Source organism: Archangium gephyra (assembly GCF_042230915.1).
Lineage (GTDB): Bacteria > Myxococcota > Myxococcia > Myxococcales > Myxococcaceae > Archangium > Archangium gephyra_B.
Genome location: NZ_CP102578.1, coordinates 993,210 through 1,019,739, shown reverse-complemented (window position 1 = coordinate 1,019,739; position 26,530 = coordinate 993,210). Strand labels below are relative to the sequence as shown.

Sequence of the window (26,530 nt, the reverse complement as noted above, 5' to 3'; positions counted from 1 at the left end):
GCTCAGGTCTCGAACTGGGGCTCGTAGACGAGCTCGCCCGTGAGCGTGAAGACGAGGCCGGTGCCCAGCTCGCCCTCCTCGTCGTCACGGCCCACCTCCAGCTGCTGCGCCTCCTCGTCCCACTGGCCCGGGTAGTACTCACCGCCGGCCGCCATCCACGCCCGATCCTCCGCCACCACCGTCTCCACCGTCTCGCCCTTGTCGCTGGTGGCCAGGTAGACGCGCCACTCCAGCCCGTCCTCCTTCAGGTGGGTCACCACGTCGGCGAGCTCCTCGTCCTTGGGCGTGCCGCCCTCCTGCGCGGGCGTCACCTTCCACGTGCGCTCGTCCGCCTTGGGCTTCTGCGCCAGCCAGCCGCGCACCAGCGCCAGCATGGCCTTCTCCGCCGTCTCCTGCAGGCCCTTCATGTTCGCCGGCAGCCCCACCTCGTCCAGCGCCATCATCGCCGTCTCCAGCTGGATCGCCTTGAGGGCCCACTCGTTCATCGCCGTATGCAGCATCGCCGTCCATCTCCTCGGGCCAGGTGCGGCCCGCACTTCCATCCCGGGGCACTTGCCGCGGGCAGGGCGGTGCCCCCTATCACGTTCCCCCCCCAGGTGGGGCCGTTCCTCCGCCTCCGACTTGCGTCCCCATGTGCTGTCCACCCGCGAACGCGGACACCAGCCAGCGGAGCGCGTCCGCGGGGGGCGGTCGCCAAGAAGCCGGGCACTGCGCACCTTTACGGACATCCACTGCTCGCGGGGTGGAGAGGGAGGGCGCATGGTGGGTGGCGAACGGCAGGAGTGGAGCCTGGGTGCGCCCCCCGGGGTGCTGCCCCGGAGCGCCCTGGTGCGCAGGCCCGCGGTGCTCATTCCCCCGGCGGTGCGCAAGCGGGTGGAAGCGCGGGTGATGGCGGTGCTGCGCCCGGCGTTCGCGGTGGTGGGCGTGGCCCTGCTCGTGCTCCTCGTGCAGTACGCGGGCGCCGAGGAGCTGGGACGGGTGCTGTCGCGCGCGGCCCCCTGGCTGCCGCTGGTGCTGCTGCTGGAGGTGGCGCGGCTGAGCCTGGACGCGGTGGCCACCTGGGTGGCGTACGGAAGCCGGGCGCGCGAGGTGCCCTTCCGCTGCATGCTGCGCGCGCAGCTCATCAGCGCGGCGGTGTCGAGCGTGGCACCCGCCGGGCGCGCCGCGGGCGAGGCGACGAAGGCGGCCCTGCTCAGCCCGTACACGGGAGGCGCCACGGCCATGGCGGCGGCGGCCACCTCGCAGGCGGCCTCGCTGGTGTCCGGCGGCCTCATCTCCATTCCCTGTGCCTTCGCGGCGCACGCGCTGACGGGGCGCTCGTGGCTGACGCTGGCGCTCGGCGCGCACGCGCTGGTGCTGCTGCTCATGGGCCTGGGCATGCACGCGGGCCTGCGCGACGGCGCGCTGCCCCCGGCCCGGCCCCTCGTGGCCACCCTGCTCGGCCGCACCCTGCAGGTGGTGCAGTACGGCCTGCTGGCGGTGGCGGTGGGCATCGACACCACCGCCGTGGAGGCGCTCGTCGCCCAGGGGCTCCACCTGCTCTCCATGGCGGTGGGCGCCCTGGTGCCGGGACAGTTCGGCGTGAGGGATGGGGTCTTCGCGCTCTCGGCCGGGGCATTCGGCACCACCACGGCCCGCGCCATGTCCATCGCGCTGCTCGCCCATGGCATGCAGGTGCTCTTCGTCCTGCTGGGCTCGCTCACCCCCCTGGTGTGGAAGGTGCATCCCCCCTCACCTGTCCCCGGCGCCCGCCAGGCCCCCCGGGAGAGGAAGCCTCCGAGGACGCAAGGCCTGCACGGCCCAGCGCGCGGGCACGCATGAATTGCGTCCGCGGCCTGGGTTCCCGGGCGGAGCGGTTGGCACGCAATTTCCAGTGAAGCATGTCCATGAAAGGAGGCCATCCATGGTGGAAACAACATTGGACACCGCGAGTGGAATCGAGCTGCGAGGCGTCTTCGATGTCCGGGCGGCCCGCAGTGCCCTGGAGACCCTCCGGCGGCATGCGAGCGCGGAACCGGTGCTGGTGGACTTCAGCAAGGTGAGCTCCTTCCAGGACTTCGCCCTGGATCTCTTCGCCCGGGAGCTGAGCCTGTGGCCGGAGATACGCCTGCGGACGCGAGGCCTGCCCGGCCACCCGGCGCGCGTCCTCCAGTACCTGCGCATCGACCCGCGCACCCTCACGCCCCTCCGGGTGAGCCGCCACGTCCCGGCCGTCCACATGGCGTGGCGCGACCGCGACCTCGACGACTGAGCGCCAGGGGGTAGACTCCGGCGCCTCGTGACCAGAGCCCTGCTCCTCGGCCTCGTCCTCGTCTGCCTTCCCACCTTCGCGCAGGAGGAGCCCTCCGCCGGCTCCCAGGGGCTCTCGGCCGTGCGGGCCCGGGGCGAGCTGTGGTGGGGCGCGGACGCGCAGGGCGGTGCCCCCTACGTCTTCCAGGACCCGATGGACCCCAACCGCCTCATCGGTTTCGAGGTGGACCTGGCGGATGCGCTCGCCGCGAAGCTGGGAGTGCGCGCGCGGCCGGTGCTCGGCCCGTGGGACTCGCTGCTGGCGCTGCTGGCGCGCGGCGACTTCGACGTGGCGCTCAACGGGATTGAGGTGGCCGAGGAGAAGAAGCGCGTCTGCGCGCTGACGCGTCCCTACTACGCCGCCGCCGAGCGCCTCACCGTGCGCCGGGGAGACGCCCATGCACCCCACTCGCTCGCCCAGGTGAAGGAGCGGCAGGTAGGGACGCTGCCCGGCTCGCTCGCCGAGCGCATCCTCCGCCGCGAGGGCGCCCAGGTGAAGACGTACGAGGGCGGCCAGGATGAAATCTACGCGGACCTGCGGCTGGGCCGCACGGACGCGGTGCTGCTGGACGAGCCCATCACCCGCTACTACGGCGCCATCGTCCCGGAGCTGGAGGTGGTGCCGGGCACCTTCGGCGAGGTGCGCTACGCGGTGGCGGTGCGCAAGGGCGAGGACACGCTGCGCGAGGCCCTGGACACGGCGCTGGAGGAGCTGGCGCGCGACGGCACGCTGCGGCGCATCTACGAGCGGTGGGGCCTGTGGAACGCCGAGACGGCGGAGCTGCTGGGCGACCCGGACCCGAGCCCCCGGGGCGTGCCGGAGCAGTACGAGGCCTGGCGGGCCGCGGTGGGCCGGGTGCCGCCCTTCCTCGAGCGCGTGACGGAGCGCTACCCGGCCACGCTGTCGCTGTTCGCCCGCGGGGCGGTGATGACGCTCGCGGTGTCGCTGCTGTCCATGGCGCTGGCGGTGGCCGCGGGCGGGGTGCTCGCGCTCACGCGCGTCTACGGCCCCGCCCCCCTGCGCTGGCTGGCCACGGCCTACATCGAGGTGGTGCGGGGCACGCCCCTGCTCGTGCAGCTCACCCTGGTGTACTTCGGGCTGCCGCAGCTGGGCTTGCGGCTCGAGCCCTTCACCGCGGGCGTGCTGACGCTGGGGCTCAACTACGCGGCGGCCGAGGCGGAGAACTACCGGGCCGGCCTCGCCAGCGTCCCCGCGGGCCAGCACGAGGCGGCGAAGGTGCTCGGCCTGTCGCGCTGGCAGACGCTGCGCCACGTGGTGATGCCCCAGGCCGTGCGCATCTCCCTGCCCCCCATGACGAATGACTTCATCGCGCTGCTCAAGGACAGCTCCCTGGTGTCGCTGGTGACGCTCACCGAGCTCACGCGCACCTACCTCAACCTGGCCAACGCCATGAGGGACCACCTGGGCCTGGGCCTCGTGGTGGCCGCCATGTACCTGCTGCTCGGCCTGCCCTTCGCGCACCTGGCGCGCACGGTGGAGGCGCGGCTCGGCCGGCACCTGAAGGAGGTGGCCCGGTGATTCGCGTCGAGGACGTGCGCAAGCGCTTCGCCGGCGCGGCCTCGGCCACGCTGGACGGGGTGTCCTTCACGCTGGAGACGGGCCGGCTGGCCGCCATCCTCGGGCCGAGCGGCTCGGGCAAGTCCACCCTGCTGCGCTGCATCGTGGGCCTGGAGCGGCCGGACGCGGGCTCCATCCACCTGGGAGGCCAGGCGGGGCTGGTGTTCCAGTCCTTCGAGCTCTTCCCCCACCTGACGGTGCTGGGCAACTGCACGCTGGCGCAGCGGCTGGTGGCCCGGCGCTCACGGGCCGAGGCCGAGGCGCGCGCGCGCCAGTTGCTGGAGGAGCTGGGACTGGGACACCGGATGGAGGCGTGGCCGGAGATGCTCTCCGGTGGGCAGCGGCAGCGCGTGGCCATCGCGCGGGCGCTGGCCATGGAGCCGGCGGTGCTGCTGTACGACGAGCCGACGAGCGCGTTGGATCCCTCGCTGCGCCGCGAGGTGGTGGAGACGCTGCGCCGGGTGGGCGCGCTGGGCATGACACAGCTCGTCGTGACGCACGACGTGCAGCTCGCACGCGCCGCCGAGACCGTGCTCGTGCTGGACCACGGCCACCTCGTGGAGCAGGGCCCTCCCGCCCAGGTGCTGGACGCGCCGCGGCATGAGGCCACCCGCCGGCTGCTCGCCCAGGCCCATGACTGACTGCGGCAATTTAGTAACCGCATAACTGGAAATTTGCCCCAGATTTGATATCCGAGAAAAACTAGAATTCTCTTTGAGTTCCAGGCAGCCTCCCGCCGCCTTCGAGCAGCAAGAAGGCGCTGACTCCGGAGGTGCTCGCCACGGCCTCCCTCCTCCAGGCCCTGCGCGACGAGCCCGCCTGGAGGGTCCACCCCCTTCCCGCATGGGAGCAACCCTCATGAACTCGCCCTCGCTGTTCCGCGTCCTGGCCACCGCCGGCCTGTCGTTCGCCGTTACCGCCTGCGGTCCCCAGGAGGAGCTGTCTTCCCCCGAGCCGAGCCCCACCACCGTCGAGTCGCGCCTCGACAGCCCGCGCCTGAGCCCGGACGAGGCGCGCGCCGCGGCGGCCGCCTCCTCCGGGGGCGTCGCGGATGAGGATGGCGTCCTCGGCATCACCTACGTGCGCCCCGGGGGCGTCCGCCCGGCGATCGTCGCCTACGAGGTGCCCGTGACGTCGGCCGGCAGCGACGGAATGCCCGTGCAGGAGCTCGTCTACGTGGACGCGTCCGACGGCTCCGTGGTGCTCCGCGTGCCGCTCGAGCAGCCGGGGCAGTAGCCCCGAGAGGGCGTCACCGTGTTCCTCGCGCGTGGGGGAACACGGTGGCGGGCCTCCTCACCTGAAGTGGACGACCTCGATGCCCTTGTCCGTCCCCACCGCGAAGCGGCGCCCCGCGGGGTCCAGCGCGAGCGGCGGCTGCGGCGGCAGGTGGCGGATGATGCTGCTCGACTGCGAGCCCGTGGCGAGCCCGCGCCAACGCTCCACGACACGGCCGGTCGCGAGCTCGAAGAGCTTGGGGTACTCGTAGAAGCCCACCGCGTGGTCCCCCATCACCATCAGGGTCCCCACGGCCTCCTCCACCGGCACCATGGACAGGAAGCGGCGCTCGGTGAGCGAGTACACCCCGAGGCCCACGTCGCCCTCCGGCCAGGCCGTCCCAGCGGGCAACGCGTCCCCATCCACGCCGGAGCAATACAGGACGACCGTGTCCCGGGCCCCGAAGGCCGCCGAGTGGATCTCCAGGAAGGACTCCCCCAGCTCGAAGACAGGGTGCTCGTCCAGCGACGCGGGCTGCTCGAGCGCGCGGGCCACGTCGAAGACGGACGCGGCATCCACCGGGTGCCAGATCCACCCGGCGCTGAGCAACTGGCGGCCATCGGGGCTGAACTGGAGCCGCGAGTGGAAGACGTCCGGGGAGTCACCCTCCCGCCGGGTGAGCCGCTCCCCGGTGTCGGCGTCCTCGAGCTCCAGGCAGCAATACTCCTCGGGACAGTGGGCCAGGAGCGTGCGGCCGCCCGGCAGCGTCCGGAGGGCCACGGGATACTCGTAGACCTCCGCGTGGTAGTAGCTGCGGTTGAGCTCACGCACCTGCTTCCCCTCCCGCAGCAGGATTCCCTTGGTGCCCCGCTTCTCGTAGATGACGGCGTACCGGCCGTCCTGGGACGCCACCGCGGCGTCGAAGCGGTAGCCATAGCGGATGTTCGAATCGACGGTCGTTCCATCCAGCCCGTAGCGGATGCCGCCGGAGACCCAATCCACGAGCCCGTCACCGCTCCAGCAGAGGGAAGCGGGGGCGCAGGGGGTCGGAAGGAAGAGCTGTTCAGCTTTCATGGAGCGCGGGACGCCGGGTGTCCGGGAAACCTGACACACCCTCCACCTGTCGTCCTGGCCCATCAGCCGCCCAGCCGGCGCCCGCCTCCCTGCCCGGAGTCAGGGCAACTCCCGCACCGGTTGCCCGCCAGGGACGGTTGCAACCCCTTCGCCCCGTACTCAATGACGGGGGAGGACTCCTATCTTGGAGTGGCCCCGGGAGACGCAATGCGGCAGCGGATCGACGACTACGCCTTGCTGGGTGACTGCCACTCCGCCGCGCTGGTGGGCCGGGATGGCTCCATCGACTGGGCCTGCTTCCCCCGGTTCGACTCGCCCGCGGCGTTCTGCCGCATCCTGGACGTGGGAAGGGGCGGCTCCTTCCGGGTGAGCCCCGAGGGCCCCTGCCAGTCCACCCGCCGCTACATCGACGACACCAACGTGCTCGTCACCACCTTCACCACGCCCACCGGGGTGCTGGAGCTGACGGACTGCATGCCCGTGCGCAGCACCCTCGCCCAGAGCCCCCGGGCGGGGACGCGGCACGCGCTGCTGCGGCGGCTGCGCTGCCTCGGCGGCGAGGTGCAGGCGCGCGTGGTGGTGGCGCCCCGCTTCGAGTACGGCGCCTTCGTGCCGCGCATCCGCCTCACCTCGCCCCGGACGGCCGAGCTGGTGGGCGGCGCCGACGCGCTCTGGGTGACGGGCACGCGCCCGCTGACGGCGCACGAGCATGCCCTGCGCGCGCACTGGCACCTGCGCGCCGGGGACGAGGACTGGGTGGAGGCGGCCTGGACGCCCTCGCTCGTCGAGCGCGGCCCGGCGGAGATGCCGGACCTCGCGGTGATGCGCCGCCAGCTGGAGCAGACGGTGTCCTTCTGGCGCGAGTGGATTTCGCACTGCGCCTACGAGGGCGAGTACTCCCACGTGGTGCGGCGCTCGGCGCTGGTGCTCAAGGCGCTCACGTACGCGCCCTCGGGCGCCATCGTGGCGGCCCCCACCACGTCCCTGCCCGAGGAGCCGGGCGGCGTGCGCAACTGGGACTACCGCTACACCTGGCTGCGCGACACCACGCTCACGCTCATCTCCCTCATGCTGCTGGGCTACCAGGAGGAGACGCTCGCCTTCGAGCACTGGCTGGCGCGCACCAGCGCGGGCCGCTCCGAGGACGTTCAAATCATGTACGGCATCCGCGGCCACCGGCGGCTGCCGGAGGTGGAGCTGCCACACCTGGAGGGCCACCGGGGCTCGCGGCCCGTGCGCACCGGCAACGGAGCGGTGAAGCAGATGCAGCTCGACGTCTACGGGGAGATGCTGGAGGGGGCGTGGCTCTTCTCGAAGATGGGCCGGCGGATGTCGCCGGGGCAATGGGAATTCCTGCGCGGGCTGGTGGACAGCGTGTGCGAGCGCTGGCGCCAGCCGGACCAGGGCCTCTGGGAGGTGCGCGACACGCCCCGGCACTTCGTGCACTCGAAGCTGCTGTGCTGGGTGGCGCTGGACCGGGCCATCCGCATCGCCCGCTCACGCCGGCTGCCGGCCCCGGTGGGCCGCTGGGTGCGCGAGCGCGCGGCGGTGCGCGAGTACCTGCTGAAGGAGGCCACGCGCGCCGGGTGGTTCCCCCAGTCGGTGGGCTCGGAGCTGGCGGATGCCTCGGTGCTGCAACTGCCGGCGCTGGGCTTCCTCCCCTCGGCCCACCCGCTGGTGAGCCGCACGGTGGAGACGGTGCGCCAGCGGCTGGAGAAGGGCGGGCTGCTCTACCGCTACCACGCGCCGGACGGGCTGAGCGGCGGCGAGGGCACCTTCCTGCTGTGCTCCTTCTGGCTGCATGACGTGCTGGTGCACTCGGGCCGGACGCAGGAGGCGGAGGAGCTGTTGCGCTACCTGCTGAGCCTGGCCAACGACGTGGGCCTCTACGCCGAGGAGGCGGTGCCGGGCACCGGCGAGGCCATGGGCAACTTCCCGCAGGCCTTCACGCACATGGCCCTGGTGGCCTCGTGCGCACAGCTCTCCGCGGGCCGCAGCTTCCAGCTGCCGAGGGCGGGCGCGTACGACTACGCGGACTTCGCCCTCACCTACCACCTCGGCCGGCGCTCCATGTTCATGTCCCACTTCTCGTGGGAGTCCGCGCACTGAGCCGCTAGTACCCGATGCTCGGGTCGTACCGGGGCGCCAGCAGCGAGGCCACCACCAGCTCCGTCACGTCCTTGCCGCCGTGCAGGTTCGTGGAGAGGCACAGCGGCGTGTAGATGAAACCCCAGGGAATCCCCCACCAGCCGAGCAACAGCGACAGCAGCGTGTAGCCGAGGCTCAAGCAGAACGTGCCCTGCCCGGCCCGCACGAAGTAGACGTCCGAGGAGCGCCGCATGGTGGTGACGAGGCACGAGACGCAGTACTCAAACACGACGAACCGCCCACCGCGTCGCAGCTCTTCCTGCACCTGCGCTGTGGACAGGCCCTCCATTCCCAGGATGCCAGTCATACAGCCCCCCTGTCCGGAATTGCGGCCAACGCCGCGAAGAACAGAAAGGCAGCCTACAGAAGTGATGCCCGCCTGCACAGCGACGCGGAGAGAGAGAGAAGCGACCGCACGAGAAGAAACAGGCATTTGAGACTCCACGTATAGCCGCCCCGGCAACACCTCTCATGCGTGAACATCTCTACTCTCACAGTCTGTTAATTCTGGGAGCGCGGGTCCGCGACTGTCTTCCCGCGGATGTTGCCTGGGAGGCTACAAACGGCGCTCCGCGTACGCATGGTGCGCGTCTGGTGCAACCTGCCCCCCGGGCTCCCCTGGCGTGAGGACGAGAGGGCGGCATCCCCGCGCGCCTGTCAGGCCCTGCCACCCTGCTTACCGTGAGCACACGGGAGGCAAGGAATGACCACGAAGAAGACGGACAAGAAGGATCCCCTCGTCCACCTGGGCGAGCTCATCCACGGCATCAAGGTCGCGATGATGACGACGGTGGAGGAGGACGGAACGCTGCGCAGCCGCCCCATGTGGACGCACGACCGGGACTTCGACGGGGAGCTGTGGTTCTTCACCCGCGAGCACTCGCCCAAGGTGGACGAGGTGGAGCGCGACCACCACGTGAGCCTCTCCTACGCGGACACGGCGAAGGACCGGTACGTGTCGGTGAGCGGCGTGGCCCGGCTGGTGCTCGACAAGGAGAAGGCGCGCGAGCTGTGGAACCCCACCCTCAAGGCCTGGTTCCCCCAGGGCCTGGATGACCCCGAGCTCGCGCTCCTGTGCGTCACGGTGAACAAGGCCGAGTTCTGGGACACGCCCAACAAGCGCATGGTGCAGCTCGTGGGCTTCGTGAAGGGCGTGCTCACCGGCGAGCCGTACCGCCCCGGCGAGAACGAGAAGGTGAACCTCGACGAGTCCGGCGCCGCGATGCACTGAGACGCTTCACGTCTCCGCGGCCATTTCCCCGCGGCCATTTCCCCGCGGCCATTTCCCCGCGGCCATTTCCCCGCGGCCATTTCCCCTCTCCCTCCGGGAGAGGGACGGGGTGAGGGTATCGGGTAAACGCGGGTTGAACCCGTGTCCCCACTCTGGTTCACGGATTGAAGGACAGGGACAGGCACCCTCACCCTGACCCTCTCCCGAGGGGAGAGGGGACATCAGCCCCGATTCCTCTCCTCGAGGGGCGCACCGGTCAGCCGCACTCCATGACGAGCTTCCCCTGCACACGGCCCTCCTCGAGCAACCGGTGCGCCTCGCGGGCGGTGGCCGCGGAGAGCGGGCCCACGGTGCGCACCGCGGGCGGCCGCAGGGCGCCTTCCTCGAAGAACCAGCAGAGCGATTCGAGCTGCTCGCGGTAGACCTTCCACGTCTCGCGCGGCGCGTACCTTGCCCGGGCTCCCAGCTGGATGAAGTGGAACTCCAGCGAGCGGAGGATGAGTGGGCTGCGCGTCTCGTCCCAGAGGTTGAAGGACGAGTCCGCCGGCTCCTCGACGATGGACACCACCCGCCCGTCCACCGCCGCCACGGCGAAGCACAGCTCCTTCATGGTGCCCCCGACGAAGTCCAGGGCCACCGGCACCCGCTGCCCTCCATTCATCGCCAGCACGTCCGAGCACAGCTGCTCCGGCGTCCGCCCGCGGTAGCGCAGGATGCATCCCGGCTCCACACCGAGGTGCTTCACCAGGTACTCGGCGCTCTCATCACTCCCGGCCGTGGTGAGGACGGGGCTGGCGCCGAAGTGGCGCAACAGCTGGAGCGCCATGGACCCCACGCCGCCCGCGCCTCCCGCGACGAAGACGGCCTCGCCGCGCTTCACCCGGGCCCGCGTGACGCACTGCCAGGCCGTGAGCGCCACCACCGGCAGCGCGGCCGCCTCGGCGAAGCTCAGCCGCCTGGGCTTGGGCACCACCAGCACCGCCGGCACGCACGTGTACTCCGCGTGTGAGCCATTGCTGCCCTGCCCCGCCCGGTAGCAGAGCACCTCCTCCCCCACCGCCAGCCCCGTCACGCCCTCGCCCAGCGCGTCCACCACGCCCGACAGATCCCTCCCCAGCACCTGCGGCAGCTGGCCTCCAAAGCCTCCCCGCCGGAAGAGGACATCCACCGGGTTGAAGGAGGCCGCCCGGATGCGCACCCGCACCTCGCCCGGGCCCGGCACCGGCAGGGGCCAGTCCTCCTCCACCAACTGCTCGACTCCGCCAAAGGCCCGCTGGGTGATGACGCGCATGAGGCCGCGCAACGTACCGGTGCGTCATGCCCGCTGCCAGTGCCATGGCGAGCGGCCCGGCCCCCGTGGGGCTATGCTGCGCGCCACATGACTTCCCCCTTCACCGAGCACTTCCCCGCCTTGCGATCGGGTTTCAGCTACCTCGACAACGCCGCCGGGGCCCAGGTGCCTTCGCACACCATCGACGCCATCTCCCAGTTCCTCACCCAGGGAAGCTGCAACGTGGGCCAGCCCTACCCGGCCTCCCTGCGCGCCACCGAGGTGAAGGCCCAGGCCCGCGCCGCCACCGCCGAGTTCCTCAACTGCCTCCCCGAGGAGGTCATGCTCGGCACCAGCGCCACCGCGCTCACCTTCCAGCTCTCGCGCGCCTTCTCCCGCATCTTCCAGCCCGGGGACGAGGTCGTCATCTCGGAGCTCGAGCACGAGTCCAATGCCAGCCCCTGGCGCTGGCTGGAGGCCCAGGGCGCCGTGGTGAAGGTGTGGAAGGCCCGCTGGCCCGAGGGACGGCTGGAGCCGGCGGATCTCCGCCCGCTGCTCACCGCGCGCACCCGGCTCGTCGCGGTGACGGCCGCCGCCAACTCGGTGGGCACCGCGCCAGACGTCACCGCCGCCGCCACGCTCGCCCATTCGGTGGGCGCCTGGCTCATCGTCGACGCGGTGCACTCCAGCCCGCACCAGCTGCCCGACGTGAAGGGCTGGGGCGCGGACTTCGCCGTCTTCTCGCCCTACAAGGTCTTCGGCCCGCACATGGGCTGCCTCTACGTGCGCCAGGAGCTGCTGCCCCGGCTGCCCGCGGACAAGCTGTGGTTCGTCCCCGAGGACAGCCCGCAGAAGTTCGAGCCTGGCACCGCCAACCACGAGGGCCTCGCCGGCTGGCTGGGCACGCTGCGCTACGTGCGCGAGGTGCTCGGTGGCGGGCAGTCCGGACGCGCGGGGCTGGAGCAGGCCTTCCGCCGCATCGAGTCCCTGGAGCGCCCGCTGCTGGAGTCCGCGCTGGAGCGGCTGCGCGCGCACAAGCGCGTGCGCCTCTACGGCATCCCCGAGCCCAAGGGCCGCGTGGCCACCTTCTGCTTCAACGTGCCGGGAGTCCCACCGCGCGCCGTGGCCGAGCACCTCGCCCGTCAGGGCATCGGCGTCGCCGCGGGCCACTACTACGCCACCCTGTCCATGCAGGCGCTGGGCCTCATGCCCGAGGGCGCGGTGCGCGTCTCGCTGCTGCACTACAACACGCTCGCCGAGGTGGACCGGCTCCTCGCCGGCCTGGACTCGCTACCCTGAGCACATTCCCAGCGGAGGAGGACACGGATGCGGACGGAAGAGTTGCGGCACCTGAGGCAGTCCATCGACCTGGCACGCAAGGCGCGTGACGGGGGGAACCATCCCTTCGGCGCGGTGCTGGTGGACGGGAGCGGACGTGTCCTCCTGGAGGGCGTGAACACCGTGGTGACGGAGCGGGACTGCACCGGCCACGCGGAGTCCAACCTCATGCGCGAGGCCACCCGGCGCTACGCCCCTGAGCAGCTCGCCGGCAGCACCCTCTACGCCAGCACCGAGCCCTGTGCCATGTGCGCGGGCGCCATCTTCTGGGGCGGCGTGCGGCGGGTCGTCTTCGCGTTCTCCTCCGAGGAGCTGGGCCAGCTCAACAGGCCCTCCGAGCCCATCCTCCGCCTGTCCTGCCGCGAGGTCTTCGCCCGCGGCTCCGCGCCTACCGAGGTGGTGGGCCCGGTGGAGCTGCCGGAGGCCCGTGCGGTGCACGAGGGTTTCTGGACGTAGGCTCGAGCGGAGTGAACGCGAGCTGGAAGGCCCAGGCGGGCAGGGCCGTCGCCGCGAGGCCCGCGCCCGCTCCGTACAGCAGCTCATCCAGCGGAACCCCGAGGAACCGGCCATGCAGCAGCAGGCTCGGCCTCCACGTGCGCTCGAAGACGCCGGGCACCAGCAGCGCGAAGAGCAGGCACAGCCCCAGGTAGATGACGCACGAGACCGCGGCGCCCAGCAGGCTCGGGCGCACCAGGTCCGGGCGCACGGCCAGCACGCCCAGGGTGCACACCACCATCGCCGCCACCGAGGCGTAGAGGATGGGCACGCCCCCCGCGAGCAACAGCCCCGTCACCGCCAGCATGACGGCAATGCCTCCCACGGCCCGCCGCCAGGGCCGCGCGCCGTTGCCCCGGGGCACCACCGTGCGGCGGAACGCCACCGCATAGGCACAGGAGGAGAAGGCACCGAGCCCGGCGACGAACAGCACGTCCTCCAGGCCGAAGCCAATCAGGTCCGCCAGGCCGAAGAGGAAACGCGGGGCCCAGTACTCCGGATAGAAGAGCCACTCGGTGGCCGCGAAGGGGAGCGAGGCCAGCACCGTCCTCCGCATCAACCAGCGCAGGTCCCCGCGCACGAGCCACATGAGCGCCCCCGGCACCAGGAACAGGAGCGCCATCACCAGGAACTCGTACGTCATGGCGTGCTCAGGCCCTCACGAGGCCGAGGAGGGGAAGCGCCACGGTGGCCAGGGTGGCGGTGATGGCGGCGGCGACCCGCAGTTGGATGAGGCGGGAGCCGGGCGGCGCGGGACGCACCAGCGGCACCGCGAGCGTGGCCACCGCCGGCACCAACAGCCCCAGGCCCGTGCTCAGGCCCAGGACGCCCAGGCCCCACGGCGCGAGCGCCAGGGTGAGGCCGTTGAGCGCCACGATGACCCAGGCGGCCCGCTCGCCGCCCACCCGCGCCGGCAACGTGAGCTTGCCGCTCTCCCGGTCCGAGGGCTCGTCGGGCAGCGCGGTGGCGATGGCACAGGCCAGGTGGGTGGGCAGCAGCAGCGCGACGAGCGCCCAGGGAAAACGCCCGGGGTCCCCGCCCTGCGCGACGTACCCGTAGAGCGGCAGCACGCCAGCGACGCCCACCATCTGCAGCAGCTCCCCGCCTCCCCGGTAGGAGAGCCGGAGCGGCGGATAGCTGTAGGCCCACAACAGTCCCAGCGCCGCCACCGCCAGCGGCACGAGCAGCGGCGCGCCCCGCACCAGCGCCAGCCCCAGCGACAGGGCCAGCAACGCGCCCGCGCACAGGGTGGCGGCGAGTCCGAGCGCACGCGGCGAGAGCCGGCCCTCGACCAGCACGCGCGAGCCGCCCGAGAAGAGCGTGGCCGTCCGGTTGTGGCGGTCCGTCTCCTGGTCCGCCCAGTCATTGGCGTAGACGATGAAGAGCTGGTCCAACACCCCGAAGAGCTGCACGACCACCAGCGTCCCCACGTCGAGCGCCCCGCCCCGCATGTGCACCGCGACGAGCTGCCCGAGCAGCAGGGGGAGCGCGAGGTACGACTGCGAGGGCAACCGCGAGGCCTGGAGCCAGGCCCGGAGCGTCGCCTGGCCGTCCTTCACGAGGTGGCCTCGCGCGCCAGCCCCAGGCGCCGGGCGGCCTCGGTGCGCAGGTCCGTGAAGGGAAGGTCCCAACGGCAGTCCCCATCGAAGCGCCAGGCCTTCACGGGGATGAAGTCCGCCTGGGCGAGCACCTGGTGCAGGTGCGCCTCCTCGCGAGGCTCCCGGCAGAAGGTGAAGGGGTTGCGGAACTCCTGGCCGTGGAGCTTGCCGTACTTGGTGTCGTTGTCGGCTATGAGCTCGACGAGCGTCTGGAGCCGGCCCTCGAGGTAGTCGAAGAAGGCCAGGTCGAAGGGGCCGATGGTGGCGCGCTTCTCCGGCTGGCGCACCACCCAGCGGGCCCAGTCGTAGCCGTACAGGAAGTCATGCGCGTAGCGGAAGCGCAGCTCCGACTTGTTGCCGAAGCCCCGGCACAGCATCGCCACCCGGCGCGCGTAGCGGAGCACCTCCTCGGGCCCTCCGGCGTTCCACATGCGGCAGGCCAGGTAGTCGAGGTCCCAGAAGATGTTCTCCGGGAAGTCCTCCGCGAGCGCCCGCACCACCTCGTCCAGGCCCTGGGCGAAGGCCCGTGCCTTCTCCTCCCCGTCATGGCCCTCCATCAACCGCGCCGCCAGCTCCGCAGGCAGCAGCGCGCGCGGCCGGCGGGTGTCCAGCGAGGCCGCGTCGCCCAGCAGGGGGGAGAGCCGCTCCAGTCCGGCGAGGATGTCCTCCGGAAGTCCTCTCACGTCCACCCTCCCAGCCCCACGGCGAGCACCCCCGCCGACAGGGCGAACGTTCCCCACCAGATGGCGCGGTGGAGCTCCCCCTTGTATGCCGATTGCGCACCCAAGGCATTCGTCACCGCGGACGGGCTCCTCCTCACCAGACGCACGCCGGAAGGTAACGCGAGCACCACGGCCGGCACCACCGCCACGAGCGGCGGTGCGTCCTCGGCCAGACAGGACGCCGCGAGCCAGAGCAGCAGTCCGACTCCCAGCGACACCTCCGCGCCCCGGCGCACCACCGCGTTGCCCCACCCCGTGGTGAAGGTGCGCTTGCCCCCGGCGCGATCACTCTCCTCGTCGGACAGGCCACTGGCCAGGGCGCTCGACAGGGACAGCGCCAGCAGGCCCGGCGCCAGCGCCACCCACCACGCGGGGGCCCACTGGCCGCACTGCGCATAGGCATGCAACGTGGGAAGCACGCCTCCCACGCCCACCATCTCCAGCAGCTCGCCCCCGCCCCGGTAGTTGAGCCGCAGGGGCGGCAGCGTATAGGCGGCGAAGAGGAGCAGGCCCACCGCGGCGAGCGGCAGCAGCAACGGACGCTCCAAGGCGAGGCCCGCGCCCCATGCGAGCAGCAGCGCCACCCCGCCCGCTCCGAGCCCCGCGGCGAGCAGGGCCCCGGCGGGGAGGATGCCGTCGGGAATCGTCTTCGGCGAGCAGCCCTGGGGGAACATGCGGCGCTTGAGGGCGTCCACCTCGCGGTCTCCCCAGTCGTTGAGCAGCACGATGAAGGAGACGTCCGCCACCATCCACAGCACGCCGAACGCGAGCGCTCCCAGAGACAGGTGACCGGCGGTGGCCGCGCCCACGGCCTGGCCGAACAGCGCGGGGACGAACACCTTCGGCCAGCTCGCCGGCTTGAGGGCGTACCACCACCGCGCCGCGGGGCTCATCGACTCGACATGCACCAGCTGCTCCTCCCGGCCGACAGCTCTAGCACGTCCCACCTCCTCCATCAGGTGGGTTGGGCCCTCCCGACCCGGGGCTCAGCGCGTGAGCGCGGTGGCGATGACGTTGAGCACCTTGAGCTGGGACGGGGACAGGTTGCGCAACGAGCGCGAGAGCTTCCGCAGGTCCGGCGAGCGCTCCTCCTCCTTGGCCGGCAGCGAGTCCACCCAGGCCGTGACTTCCGAGTGACTCAGGCTCAGCAGCGTGTCGGAGGGAATCTTCAGGATGATGCTCAGCCGGCGCAGGGTGGGGACGCTGGGCATCATCCCCCCGCGCTCGATGCGGCCGTAGACGCCGGGAGCCAGGCCCACCTTCTCGGCCGCCTCCGCCTGGGTGAGACCCGCACGCAGCCGGGCGGCACGCGCCGCGGCCCCCAGGGCGAGGGCCAGCTTGTCATCCATGCGCTGCTGCGAAGGGGGCGGAGGGGTGCGTTTCGAGGCCATGGTGCGTGACGTCCAAAGAGACGTTGGAGGACATTACCCGAGAGGCCAACCCAAGCCTAGGGACTTGCTCCATGGGTCGTGCAAGCCCCCCCAACCAGGGGCGTCCCCTCTCCCCCGGGCGAATGGGGAGCACCCGGGAGGGCAGGCGCCTCCTGCGGGGCCGCGGCTCGCATGCCCACGTTCCCGATTCAGGCAGCCCAACCCCTGAAAGGAGATGAACCATGGCCGCGAAGCTGAAGACGGGACTCGTGCTGGCGGGACTGCTCGCCGGCTCCCTGGCGCTGGGCACCGGGTGCAAGCGCGCCGAGGCCGAGCCCCGCCCGCAGGACCTGCTGCAGCAACAGCAGCAGGACGAGGGCGCCACCCACGACGACCTCCAGCGCGACGACGCAACCCCACCGGAGCAGGACACGCTCGACCAGTCCGGCACGGGAGGGGCGGGCAACACGGACGCGCAGCAGCAGGACCCTCGGCAGCAGGATGAGGGCACCAAGGACGAGGGCGTGCTGAACGAGCCCGGCACCGGCAGCTCCGTGGGCCCGGGCGGCAAGGACGAGGACATCATGGACGAGCCCGGCACCGGTGGCGCGGGGGGGACCGGCCAGGACGACGTGCGCGACGAGGACGAGGGCGTGCTCCAGCCGGGCGTGAACGACGAGGGACTGGACCACAACGAGGGCCAGGTGGACGAGGACACCGTGTCCCCGCCGGGCGTGCGTCCGCAGCCCCAGGAGTGACCCCGAGAAGAGTGACCCCTGGAACCCACCCGTGGCCATTTCCCCTCGCCCTCCGGGAGAGGGACGGGGTGAGGGTGCCGGGTGGACACGGGCTGAAACCCGTGTCCCCACTCCGGCTCATGGGTGAAGCACGGGCCCAGACACCCTCACCCTGACCCTCTCCCGAGGGGAGAGGGGACAGAGGGGGCAGCTCCCGACTCCGCCGGGCCCACGTCGGAGCCGGGAGGCCGGGTGATGCGCAGGATGAGCTCGCGCCGGTAGCGGGCCATGTCCAACCGGCGCTCGAGCGCGGTGCGCTCCTGACGGACCTCGCGCGGCTGGGAGAGCGCGCGAGCCGCGAGCGCCACGAGCCGCTCGTGGATGGCCCGCAGCTCCTCGTCGAGCAGCACCGGCTGGATGTGGCGCGCCACCTTGCCGCGGCCGATCGCGACATAGTGGTTGTTCTCGATCCACACCGGCAACACCTTCACGCCCTCGAGCGACACGGGCGCGCCCGGCTGGGGACGGGAGAGCGCGAAGCGCAGCAGCACGGAGTCGCGCTTGCGGCCATCCGCCTCCATGCGCCGGCCGTGGATGTAGTGCCGGTCCTGGTTGGCGATGAGGTTGCCCAGCGAGAAGGCGATGAGCGTGTCGCGCCCGGAGGTGGTGCGGTACGACTCGATGGGCTGCAGCACGTGGGGATGGTGGCCGATGATGGCGAGCGCGCCGGCCTCCAGCAGGGCGCGGGCCAGCTTCCGGTCCTCCGGGTTGGGCGTGTGCGAGTACTCGACGCCCCAGTGGATGGCGACGATGAGCGCGTCACAGCGCCGGGCCGCGGCGCGCACCAGCTCCACGGCGGACTCGGGAGACTGCCAGCTCCCGCTCACCTTTCCGCGGTAGGGCACGTAGGCGACGTGGGGCGAGGTCTCCGGCTCGGCCGGATTGCGTGCGCCGTTGAGCCACCGGGTGAAGGACAGGAAGCCAATCCGCATTCCGTGCTTCTCGATGATGAGCGGCTCCCACGCGGCGGCTTCCGAGGGACCCGTGCCGACGCTCCGGAGGCCCGCCTCGGCCAGGTGCTTCCAGGTGGCCTCGGCCCCCGCGCGGCGCTGGTCGTAGACATGGTTGTTGGCGGTGGAGACGACGTCCACCCCGGCGGCGGCCAGCGCGTGCAGCATGGCGGGCGGCGCGTCGAAGAGCAGGGGCGCGGTGCGGGCGAGCGGATTCCCACTGCTGGGCGTCTCCAGGTTCACCATGGCGACGTCGGCCGAGCGCAGCACGTCGGCGAGGGGCCCGAAGACATGGTCCCAGCCCTCGTGGTTGAGCGAGCGGGGGGGGCCGGCATCCCCGGAGTCGGCGCGCGCGTGGTCCGCCGCGGCCTCCTTCACCTCACCATGGGGGATGACATCCCCCCCGAAGACGAGCTCCACGCGCCCGGGTGGAGCGGCACAGAGCAGGGGAACGAGTAGGAGCGCCTGGACGAGCACGCTCGCATGCTACCCAGGCAATTGGCCTGGAGGACAGACCCCCCCTGGTCTCCCCGCCTTGACGCACTGGCGCCACCGTTGAGGGGTGCCGCCGCGTCTCGTCAAATCGTGGAATGCCCTCCAGGAGAGCCTCTGGTTCCGGCCCGTGCTGTTCGTGACGCTGGGAATCATGCTCGGCCTGTCGCTGCCGGCGCTGGACCGGAGCTGGCCCTGGGTGGGCAAGGAGCTGCGCTCCTTCTGGCTGGCCCTCTACGTGCCCACCACGCCGGACAGCAGCCGCGAGGTGCTCCTCGGCATGGTGGCCGCGCTCGTCACCGTCATGACGGTGGCGACCTCCATGACGATGGTGACGGTGCAGCTGGCCTCCACGCAGTACACCCCCCGGCTGCTGGCACGCTTCATGGCGGACCGCGCCACGCAGCGGGTACTCGGCACCTACCTGCTCACCGTGGTGTACCTGCTGCTGCTGCTCGGCGTGGTGGGCACCCCGGCCAAGGAGCAAGGACTGCATCCACTGCCCGAGCTGTCGCTCGGGGTGGCACTCGTCCTCACCCTGCTCTGCCTGCTGCTGTTGCCCTACTTCCTCCACCACGCCGCCCGCTCCGTGGAGGCGAGCAACGTCATCGCGTCCATCGGGCGGGAAGTCATCCAGGAGCTGAAGCGTCTGAACGTGGCCGAGGTGCGGGAGCTGGGTGACACGCCGACAGGCCCCCAGGAGGAGGCCACCGCCGTCGCCGCGCGGGAGACGGGCTACGTGCAGCTCGTGGACCACGAGCGGTTGCTCGCGGCCCTGCCCCGGCGCGTGCACACGGTGCGGCTGGACGTGCGGACTGGAGACTTCCTCATCCCCGGGCTGCCACTGCTGTCGCTCTGGCCCCGGGTGTCGCTGAATGCGTGGCAGAAGAGGCGGCTCCACGCCGCCTTCGCGGTGGGGCACACCCGGACCACGCAGCAGGACGTGCTCTACGGCGTGCGGCAGTTGGTGGACATGGCCCTCAAGGCGCTCTCACCCGCCATCAACGATGTCACCACCGCCGTGATGGTCATCAACGAGCTGGGCGCGGTGGGCCGGGCGGTTGCGAACATGGGGCGGCTCGGCCAGGGCTGGTGGATGCAACGGTGCGGCAGGGTGACGCTGCTGCGGCCCGCCTTCGGGCTCGTGCCCTTCCTGCAGGACGCGTTCGGGGAGATTCCGCTCGCCGCCACCACGCAGCCGCGGGTCATCCTCCGCATCCTGGAGGTGCTCGCGGAGATCGCCAGCGTGGAGGCGGACGCGGCGATACGGGGAGTGCTCGTCCAGACGGGGCGGGCGGTGTACGAGGCGTCCCGGCTCGCCGAGCAGCGCGAGCGCGACGTGCGGTTCATCGAGGAGCGATGGAACCAGTTACAACAGAAGGCCACCGAGCCGGGCGCTCTCCCCTGTGAGACCGTGCACTGAGCGGGGCCGGGACCGAGTGCCCTTGACCCGGCTCGTGTGTCCGCCAGACTCGCACCTGCGGTTCAGAGGTCTCCCCGCCATCCTTCGTCAGGCACATGAATCACCGCTCATTCCCCACCCGTGACAGGCCCGCGTTCCGGCCAACGCTTGGCGCACTGCTGGCCAGCGCACTCCTCCTGGCCTGCCATGCCTACGCGCAGTCCCTCGACTCGGCCTCGAGCGCCTGCCGGACCCAACCGGCCCTGTGCGCCCGCGTGGCCGGAGAGGAGACCGTCATACCGCAGGCCGCTCAGCGCCTGGCCGAGTTTGGCGCCTCCGCCACCGCGGCCGCGGCGGTGCTGAATGAAGCGCACAGCAAGGAGCTCGAACAGAAACTGACGGAGTGCGCCAACATGGCCCGCGAGACGGTGCTCCGCCAGCACATGGGAGGCAGGAGCCCCACTCCAGCGGAGTGCAGCGAGAAGAAGAACTTCGGAGGCAAGGTGAGGACGCGGGCCATGTTCCTCGGCGAGGAGATGCACAAGGTGGCGCTCGCGTGCGCGGAGCTGGGCGAGTTGGGCGGTGCGTCGGGCCTGCGCTCGCGCCTGTCCTCACCGGGCACCACCGTCCAGGAGTTGGAAGAAGAGCGCGCCGTCGCGGGGGACACCGAGCAGGGCCAAACGCTCCCCGCCTACCGGGAGCTGGCGCGCGTCCTGGAGCCGTGGCTCTACCATGAGCCGTTCCCGGAGCCCTGGCCCTACCATGAGCAAAGCAATTGGGAGCCCGATTTCCCTCCCGAGGATCTGCGCCGCTGGGAGCGCCGCTTCCTCGATTAGCAGGCCGCGCAACGCACCACCGCTTCGGGCATCCTGGGGGGCATGTTCAACCGACTGGTTTCCCTCACCGCGGCCGCCCTCCTGCTGGGCACGGCCGCCGTCTCCGCGGAGCGTGCGATGTCCTTCCATGACCTGCAGTCCAAGCGGCTCAACGGCCAGCCCGCCAACCTCTCCGAGTACAAGGGCAAGGTGGTGCTCGTGGTGAACACCGCCTCCGAGTGCGGCTACACGCCCCAGTACGCGGGCCTGGAGAAGCTCTGGGGCGAGTACAAGGCCAAGGGCGTGGTGGTGCTCGGCATCCCCTCCAATGACTTCGGCGGCCAGGAGCCCGGCAGCTCCGAGCAGATCGCGAAGTTCTGCGAGCTTCGCTACAAGGTCTCCTTCCCCATGCTGGAGAAGGTGAAGACCAAGGGCGAGGGCCAGTCCCCCATCTACGAGTTCCTCGCGCGCAAGCACGGCGAGCCCAAGTGGAACTTCCACAAGTACGTGGTGGGCAAGGACGGCCAGGTGCGCGCCGCCTTCCCCAGCTCGGTCACCCCGGAGAGCACCGAGCTCAAGGCCGCCCTCGACAAGGCCCTGGCCGAGTAGCTCGGGGCCATTCCACTCGTCACCGGTGACCAGTGAAACGGAGCAGGTGCATTCCACTCGTCACCGGTGACCAGTGAAACGGGGCGGGAGAACAGCTCCACTTCACTCTTCCGCCCGGAGCAGAGACTTCACTGTCCCTCGGGCTTCGTGGGAGGAGGCGGCGGCGCCTCGTCCGAGTCGCCGATGTCGACCACCACCTTCCACGAGCCGTCCGGCTGCTTCCGCCAGATGTTCATGTACGTGCCCCGTGCTTCCACGCGCTGACCGTTCGCGTCCTTGCGCACGCTGAGGAAGCGGCCCGTGGTGTAGCCGAGCCGCCCTCCCGGGGTGATTTCGGCCCGCTGGGGCTCCCAGGTGAGCGACAGGTCCGGGTTGGAGAAACCGGGCGCCACCGCGGCGCGAATGGCCTCGTGTCCAGTGATGGGACCCTTGTCCCGCATCATCGAGCCGTTCTCGGCGAAGAAGGACACCCACCCCTCCACTCCCCGGGCCTGCGTGGCCGCGTTGAACTCCCGGTCCGTCCGCATCAACGCCTCCTCCTCGGGAGTCGCCGCCCGCGGAGCAACGGGGGTGGTGGCACATCCGGACAGCAGCAGCATTCCCACGGCCAGCATCGAGAGTCGTCGCATGGGCGCACACGCTATGCGAGTGCGGCCGGCAAGCCACAGCCCACCGCCCCTCCTCGGGGGGGCCCAGTCCTTCCGCGCACTTACCGCGCCCGGGGCCCTGGCCCGCTGACTGCATTGTCCCGGTGCGTACCCATCCCGTCCGAGGACTTCCATGCGAGCCGCACTCGCCGCGCTCTTCGTCTGTCTTCTGTCCGTCCCCGCCTCCGCCCAGGAGCGGGACGCGGAGCAGACGCCCTGCCCCGCTCCCGCCTCGCCCCTGAGCTCCGGGGCCATCACCCAGGGCACGCTGGTGGCGAAGCTCCGCCACCCCACCTCCTCCCAGGGCTGCCCCGAGTCCCGGCCCCAGCACTTCAGCCTGAAGCACACCGAGGTGGAGGCCGAGGTGAGTGGCTTCCTCGCCAGCGTCACCGTCACCCAGGTCTTCGAGAATCCCTACGCCGAGCCGCTCGAGGCCCTCTACGCCTTCCCGCTGCCGGAGAAGGCCGCGGTGGACGCCATGGAGCTGGTGGTGGGCCAGCGCGTCATCCGCGGCGTCATCCAGACGCGCGAGCAGGCGCGTGACACCTACGAGCGCGCCCGCGCCGAGGGGAAGACGGCCGCGCTGCTCGACCAGGAGCGCCCCAACCTCTTCACCCAGTCGGTGGCCAACATCCTCCCGGGCGAGGAGATCCGCGTGCACATCCACTACGTGGAGCGGCTCGTCTACGAGGGCGGCAGATACCGCTTCGACTTCCCCATGACGGTGGGCCCGCGCTACATCGGCGGCGAGCCCATGGCCTTCCGCCAGGGCGAGGGCACCGCGCCGGACACCACCACCGTCCCCGACGCGAGCCGCATCACCCCGCCGGTGCTGCCTCCCGAGGTGCGCAGCGGCCGTGACATCCGCCTCAGCGTGCGCCTGGACGCGGGCGTGGCCGTGCACGAGCTGCGCTCCACGTCCCACCGCGTGACGGAGACGCGCGAGGGTCCGAGCCGCGCCCGCGTGGAGCTGGCCCCGGACGACCGCATCCCCAACAAGACCTTCACCCTGGAGTACCGCGTGGCCGACGCACTCATCCGCCCGGCCGTGCTGGTGCACCGCGAGCCCGGTGCCGACGAGGGCTACTTCCTCGTGCTGCTCAACCCGCAGCTGGCGCCGAAGCAGGAGGAGGTGGTGCCGCGCGAGCTGTACCTGGTGCTCGACACCTCGTGCTCGCAGTCCGGCCCGCCCATCGAGAAGTCCAAGGCCATCACCGCCGAGGTGCTGCGCCACCTGCACCCCGAGGACACCTTCCAGGTGCTCAACTTCGACACGCAGGTGACGAAGTTCTCCCCCGCCGCGGTGCCGGCCTCGCCGGAGAACGTGGCGCGCGCCCTGCCCTACGTGGCCAACTTCTGGGGCGGCGGCGGCACGGACGTGCGCGTGGCGGCCCAGGAGGCCATGGTGCCCGCCAACGACCCGGCCCGCCTGCGCATGGTGCTGCTCATGACGGACGGCTTCATCGGCGACGAGGAGCAGGTGCTCGGCACCCTCCAGCGGCACCTGCGCGAGGAGACGCGAGTCTTCAGCGTGGGCGTGGGCAACGACGTCAACCGCTACCTCGTCACGAAGATGGGCGAGGTGGGGCGCGGCGCCTCCACCTTCGTCAACCTGAAGCGCCCGGAGGACGAGGTGGCCCGCGAGTTCGAGTCGCGCATCCGCGGCCCGGTGCTGACGTCGGTGCGCGTGGACACGGACGGGCTGCCGGTGTCGGACGTCTACCCGCGCACCCTGCCGGACCTCTTCAGCGGCCAGCCGCTGTTCCTCATCGGCAAGTTCCACGGCTCGGGCCAGGGCCTGCTGCGCATCACCGGCCGCGTGCGCGGACAGGAGCGCCACTTCGACGTGCCCCTCACCTTCCCCGCGTCCGCGCCGGAGCACGCGTCCCTGCGCAGCCTCTGGGCGCGCCAGCGGATCGAGGAGCTGACGGTGGAGAACTACCGCGGCGAGAAGCCCGAGGTCGTCCAGGCCATCACCGCCACGGCGCTCCAGTACGGGCTGATGAGCAAGTACACCTCCTTCGTCGCGGTGGAGGAGGTGGCGCGCACACAGCCAGGCGGCAACACGGTGCGCGAGCTGGTGCCGGTGGAGCTGCCGGAGGGCACCTCATACGCGGCCGTCTCCGGCGAGCTGAGCCGCGAGGAGATTCCGCCGGGAGACCCCATCCTCTCCGTGGCGGCGCCGAGAGACGCTCGCCGGGTGACGGCCTACTTCCCCTTTGGCCTGGTGAAGCCGCTCACCTTCGACACGGTGTCGGGCCACTGGCGGGGCCGCTTCCTGGTGCCGCTCTGGGTGGAGGACGGGTACTACGACGTGCTGGTGGCCGTGGAGATGCCGGACGGCACGGTGCGCCGGCGCGAGGTGCGCTACCGGCTGGACTCGAAGGGCAACGACTTCGAGGTGACGCTATCCTCGCGGTCGCTGGCGCCCGGCCAGGCGCTGCGGCTGGAGGTGGACGCGGTGGAGGCCACCAAGGAGGTGAGCGTCTACGGCGAGCCCTTCGGTGACGTGCAGCACCTGCTGGAGACGCGCGACGGCCTGCGCTTCACCCGCGAGCTGGTGGTGCCCGCGGGTACGGAGCCCGGGGAGTACGAGCTGGTGCTCGTGGCCCGGGATGCCGCGGGCAACCGCTTCGAGCGCCGCGAGAAGGTGCGCGTCGCCCTCACCATCGGGGAGTAGCTCCGCCAGGGCCCGAGCCCCGGCGTCGGCTGCTGGCGCCCGGCCACACGTTCCGAGGGCAACGGGAGACGCCCCGAGCGATTTCGCGGGGTTACCCGCTGGCCCGGGCTTCGCAATGCAGCCAGGCATGCTGCTCTCCACGCTGACCGCCGCCCTGCTCTCCGCCACCGTCACCAACACCGAGACGGTGCATGACCTCGCCGCGTACAACGGCCACGTGGTGGCCTGCACCGAGGGCGGCCTGGAGCTCTTCACCCGCGCGGGCCGTGCGGTGCGCACGCTGACGGTGGACGATGGCCTGCCGAGCCACTTCTGCCGCGCGCTGGAGGTGGCGGGAAACCGGCTCTTCGCGGCGACGGACGAGGGCGTGGTGGCGGTGGACGAAGGCTGGCGCGTGGAGCCGGTGGTGGGGGCGAAGTGGCACGCGCTGCCGGCGGAGGGAGGCATGAACGCGGACATGTACCGCGCGGCGCTCGGCTGGCTCTCCGAGCGGCTGCCCGCGGGCTCCACGTACACGGCCTTCACCGAGGGCTACCTGGGCACGGCGGACGGACGGGTGCTGGCGCCGGGCTCGGGACGCATGTGGACGGTGCCGGGGCCGGTGCGGATGCTGGAGGAGACGGGCGGCTCGCTGCGCGTGGGCACCACCGAGGGCGCCTTCACCCTGGGGCCCGAGGGGCTCATCTCGCTTCCCGTGCCCACCGCCCCGCTCGCGTATGCGAAGGACGCGAAGGGTGGGACGCGGGTGCTCGGTGCCGAGGGTGAGGCGCGGCGTTGGGGCGAGCGCTCCGGCGAGGCCCGGGCAGTGCCCTCGGGAGCCACGAGCACCCTCGAGCTGGATGGCGCTGCGTGGGCGGGCACGCGGGGCCAGGGTGTCTTCCGGCGGCAGGGCGGCGAGTGGAAGCGGGTGACGCCCACGGGGCAGCTGTGCGGCAATCACATCACCGCGCTGGCGCGGCACCAGGGCAAGCGGGTGGTGGGCACCTTCGACAAGGGCGTGTGCTGGGAGCAGCCGGACGGGAAGTGGCGGACGTTCCGCGCGCCCCACCTCCCGAGCAACCACGTGCTGGGCCTGGCCAGCGATGGCCGCAACCTCTACGTGGCCACGATGTCCGGGCTGGGCCTCTACGACGGGAAGACGTGGACGCCGATGGCGTATGGAGGCCGCAACCCGGTGGCGCTCGGCAAGCTGTCGGTGCTGGCGGCGGTGGCGGACACCGAGGACGGCGTCGCCCTGGTGGATGGGCGTGGCACCTCCTTCGTGAAGCGGGCGAGCCAGCCGCTCGAGCTGGCGAAGCGGCTGCCCCTGCCCGAGGGCTGGAGCACCCATGTCTCGGGAGCGCACGGCGCCGGGCGCTACCTCTGGGTGGCGAGCGAGGACCGGGGCCTGCTGCGCTGGGACGGCACGCAGTGGACGCGCTTCCACGATGGGAAGCACCTCACGGACAACTGGGTGACGGCGCTCTCGGCGGACGCGGAGGGCCGCGCGGTGGTGGGGACGTGCCAGGACGGCTTCAGCTACTTCGACGGCGAGCGCTGGACGCGGGTGCGTGACGCGAAAGGCCTGCCGAGCCGCTACGTGGTGTCGGCGGCACTGGTGCCGGGTGGAGCACTGCTGGGCACGCTGCTGGGCGCGGCGCACTACGACGCGCTGAGCGGCACGGTGCGCCCGCTGCCGAGGCTCGCGGATCCGCGCGTGTATGCCCTGCTGGTGGAGGAGGGCTCGGTCCTCTTCGGCACGGAGGGCGGCCTCTCCCAGGTGGACTGGAGCGCCCCGGCCGCCATCACCCAGCGCTGAGGGCGAGCCCT

General features: G+C 71.6%; 26 protein-coding genes. 15 read left to right on the top strand and 11 right to left on the bottom strand.

Annotated features, from left to right (window positions below):
• Nucleotides 1–2: 2 nt before the first annotated feature.
• Entirely contained in the window at nt 3–500 is a 498-nt protein-coding gene (locus NR798_RS04255; protein WP_375770113.1) for a hypothetical protein, read from the bottom strand.
• Between the two features lie 259 nt (nt 501–759).
• Between NR798_RS04255 and NR798_RS04250 the strand changes: the two genes are divergently transcribed.
• The 5 genes from NR798_RS04250 to NR798_RS04230 all read left to right on the top strand — a co-directional run bounded on the left by NR798_RS04250 (nt 760) and on the right by NR798_RS04230 (nt 5,104).
• On the top strand, nt 760–1,821 hold the full coding sequence (locus tag NR798_RS04250) for a lysylphosphatidylglycerol synthase domain-containing protein (RefSeq protein ID WP_375770112.1): 1,062 nt from the start codon (nt 760–762) through the stop codon (nt 1,819–1,821).
• Between the two features lie 82 nt (nt 1,822–1,903).
• Complete coding sequence (locus NR798_RS04245) at nt 1,904–2,251, top strand: STAS domain-containing protein (protein WP_375770111.1); 348 nt, start codon at nt 1,904–1,906, stop codon at nt 2,249–2,251.
• 27 nt (nt 2,252–2,278) lie between these two features.
• Nucleotides 2,279–3,829: an ABC transporter substrate-binding protein/permease gene (locus NR798_RS04240; protein ID WP_375770110.1), complete on the top strand. Its 1,551-nt coding sequence runs from the start codon at nt 2,279–2,281 to the stop codon at nt 3,827–3,829.
• A complete protein-coding gene (locus NR798_RS04235) occupies nt 3,826–4,509 on the top strand; it encodes an amino acid ABC transporter ATP-binding protein (RefSeq protein WP_375770109.1) in 684 nt (227 codons plus the stop codon). The genes NR798_RS04240 and NR798_RS04235 overlap by 4 nt, the downstream gene beginning before the upstream one ends.
• Before the next feature lie 217 nt (nt 4,510–4,726).
• On the top strand, nt 4,727–5,104 hold the full coding sequence (locus tag NR798_RS04230; RefSeq protein WP_375770108.1) for a hypothetical protein: 378 nt from the start codon (nt 4,727–4,729) through the stop codon (nt 5,102–5,104).
• Nucleotides 5,105–5,161: 57 nt separating this feature from the next.
• Here the strand turns inward: NR798_RS04230 and NR798_RS04225 are convergent, their stop codons facing one another.
• Complete coding sequence (locus NR798_RS04225; protein WP_375770107.1) at nt 5,162–6,085, bottom strand: hypothetical protein; 924 nt, start codon at nt 6,083–6,085, stop codon at nt 5,162–5,164.
• A 279-nt stretch (nt 6,086–6,364) separates the two neighbouring features.
• On the opposite strand from NR798_RS04225, the gene NR798_RS04220 reads away from it, so the two are divergent.
• Nucleotides 6,365–8,266, top strand: coding sequence for a glycoside hydrolase family 15 protein (locus NR798_RS04220; RefSeq protein ID WP_375770106.1), 1,902 nt, complete (start codon nt 6,365–6,367; stop codon nt 8,264–8,266).
• A gap of 4 nt (nt 8,267–8,270) precedes the next feature.
• Here the strand turns inward: NR798_RS04220 and NR798_RS04215 are convergent, their stop codons facing one another.
• Nucleotides 8,271–8,612, bottom strand: a complete 342-nt coding sequence (locus tag NR798_RS04215; RefSeq protein WP_375770105.1) for a hypothetical protein — start codon at nt 8,610–8,612, stop codon at nt 8,271–8,273.
• A gap of 396 nt (nt 8,613–9,008) precedes the next feature.
• On the opposite strand from NR798_RS04215, the gene NR798_RS04210 reads away from it, so the two are divergent.
• Nucleotides 9,009–9,536, top strand: coding sequence for a pyridoxamine 5'-phosphate oxidase family protein (locus tag NR798_RS04210; protein ID WP_375770104.1), 528 nt, complete (start codon nt 9,009–9,011; stop codon nt 9,534–9,536).
• Nucleotides 9,537–9,792: 256 nt separating this feature from the next.
• On the opposite strand, the gene NR798_RS04205 is transcribed toward NR798_RS04210, so the two are convergent.
• Nucleotides 9,793–10,827, bottom strand: a complete 1,035-nt coding sequence (locus NR798_RS04205) for a zinc-binding alcohol dehydrogenase family protein (protein ID WP_375770103.1) — start codon at nt 10,825–10,827, stop codon at nt 9,793–9,795.
• A gap of 87 nt (nt 10,828–10,914) precedes the next feature.
• Between NR798_RS04205 and NR798_RS04200 the strand changes: the two genes are divergently transcribed.
• Complete coding sequence (locus NR798_RS04200; RefSeq protein ID WP_375770102.1) at nt 10,915–12,105, top strand: cysteine desulfurase-like protein; 1,191 nt, start codon at nt 10,915–10,917, stop codon at nt 12,103–12,105.
• A 27-nt stretch (nt 12,106–12,132) separates the two neighbouring features.
• On the top strand, nt 12,133–12,600 hold the full coding sequence (locus NR798_RS04195) for a nucleoside deaminase (RefSeq protein WP_375770101.1): 468 nt from the start codon (nt 12,133–12,135) through the stop codon (nt 12,598–12,600).
• On the opposite strand, the gene NR798_RS04190 is transcribed toward NR798_RS04195, so the two are convergent.
• The 5 genes from NR798_RS04190 to NR798_RS04170 form a co-directional block, all read right to left on the bottom strand.
• Nucleotides 12,533–13,282: a lycopene cyclase domain-containing protein gene (locus NR798_RS04190; RefSeq protein ID WP_375770100.1), complete on the bottom strand. Its 750-nt coding sequence runs from the start codon at nt 13,280–13,282 to the stop codon at nt 12,533–12,535. The genes NR798_RS04195 and NR798_RS04190 overlap by 68 nt on opposite strands.
• 7 nt (nt 13,283–13,289) lie before the next feature.
• Nucleotides 13,290–14,198, bottom strand: coding sequence for a prenyltransferase (locus NR798_RS04185; protein ID WP_375770099.1), 909 nt, complete (start codon nt 14,196–14,198; stop codon nt 13,290–13,292).
• A complete protein-coding gene (locus tag NR798_RS04180) occupies nt 14,195–14,920 on the bottom strand; it encodes a ferrochelatase (protein WP_375770098.1) in 726 nt (241 codons plus the stop codon). Before NR798_RS04180 ends, NR798_RS04185 begins: the two co-directional genes overlap by 4 nt.
• Nucleotides 14,917–15,867: a prenyltransferase gene (locus NR798_RS04175; protein WP_375770097.1), complete on the bottom strand. Its 951-nt coding sequence runs from the start codon at nt 15,865–15,867 to the stop codon at nt 14,917–14,919. The genes NR798_RS04180 and NR798_RS04175 overlap by 4 nt, the downstream gene beginning before the upstream one ends.
• A 78-nt stretch (nt 15,868–15,945) precedes the next feature.
• Nucleotides 15,946–16,350, bottom strand: coding sequence for a helix-turn-helix transcriptional regulator (locus NR798_RS04170; protein ID WP_375770096.1), 405 nt, complete (start codon nt 16,348–16,350; stop codon nt 15,946–15,948).
• Nucleotides 16,351–16,571: 221 nt separating this feature from the next.
• Between NR798_RS04170 and NR798_RS04165 the strand changes: the two genes are divergently transcribed.
• Nucleotides 16,572–17,087 carry a hypothetical protein gene (locus NR798_RS04165; RefSeq protein WP_375770095.1) on the top strand — a complete coding sequence of 172 codons (516 nt, stop codon included), beginning with the start codon at nt 16,572–16,574 and terminating at the stop codon, nt 17,085–17,087.
• Nucleotides 17,088–17,233: 146 nt separating this feature from the next.
• Here NR798_RS04165 and NR798_RS04160 read toward each other — a convergent pair whose 3' ends face one another.
• Nucleotides 17,234–18,553 (bottom strand): CapA family protein, encoded by a 1,320-nt coding sequence (locus NR798_RS04160; protein ID WP_375770094.1) that lies wholly within the window; start codon nt 18,551–18,553, stop codon nt 17,234–17,236.
• 85 nt (nt 18,554–18,638) lie between these two features.
• On the opposite strand from NR798_RS04160, the gene NR798_RS04155 reads away from it, so the two are divergent.
• The 3 genes from NR798_RS04155 to NR798_RS04145 all read left to right on the top strand — a co-directional run bounded on the left by NR798_RS04155 (nt 18,639) and on the right by NR798_RS04145 (nt 21,394).
• Entirely contained in the window at nt 18,639–19,991 is a 1,353-nt protein-coding gene (locus NR798_RS04155; protein WP_375770093.1) for a DUF2254 domain-containing protein, read from the top strand.
• 95 nt (nt 19,992–20,086) lie between these two features.
• The gene (locus tag NR798_RS04150) at nt 20,087–20,806 is read left to right on the top strand and encodes a type VI immunity family protein (RefSeq protein WP_375770092.1); all 720 of its coding nucleotides are present in this window, start codon (nt 20,087–20,089) and stop codon (nt 20,804–20,806) included.
• A 42-nt stretch (nt 20,807–20,848) separates the two neighbouring features.
• Complete coding sequence (locus NR798_RS04145) at nt 20,849–21,394, top strand: glutathione peroxidase (protein ID WP_375770091.1); 546 nt, start codon at nt 20,849–20,851, stop codon at nt 21,392–21,394.
• 128 nt (nt 21,395–21,522) lie between these two features.
• On the opposite strand, the gene NR798_RS04140 is transcribed toward NR798_RS04145, so the two are convergent.
• Nucleotides 21,523–22,023, bottom strand: coding sequence for a DUF4440 domain-containing protein (locus NR798_RS04140; RefSeq protein ID WP_375770090.1), 501 nt, complete (start codon nt 22,021–22,023; stop codon nt 21,523–21,525).
• A gap of 151 nt (nt 22,024–22,174) precedes the next feature.
• Between NR798_RS04140 and NR798_RS04135 the strand changes: the two genes are divergently transcribed.
• Both NR798_RS04135 and NR798_RS04130 read left to right on the top strand, forming a co-directional pair.
• Nucleotides 22,175–24,721 carry a VIT and VWA domain-containing protein gene (locus NR798_RS04135; protein WP_375770089.1) on the top strand — a complete coding sequence of 849 codons (2,547 nt, stop codon included), beginning with the start codon at nt 22,175–22,177 and terminating at the stop codon, nt 24,719–24,721.
• 127 nt (nt 24,722–24,848) lie between these two features.
• The gene (locus NR798_RS04130; protein ID WP_375770088.1) at nt 24,849–26,519 is read left to right on the top strand and encodes a hypothetical protein; all 1,671 of its coding nucleotides are present in this window, start codon (nt 24,849–24,851) and stop codon (nt 26,517–26,519) included.
• The last annotated feature ends 11 nt before the right edge of the window (nt 26,520–26,530 follow it).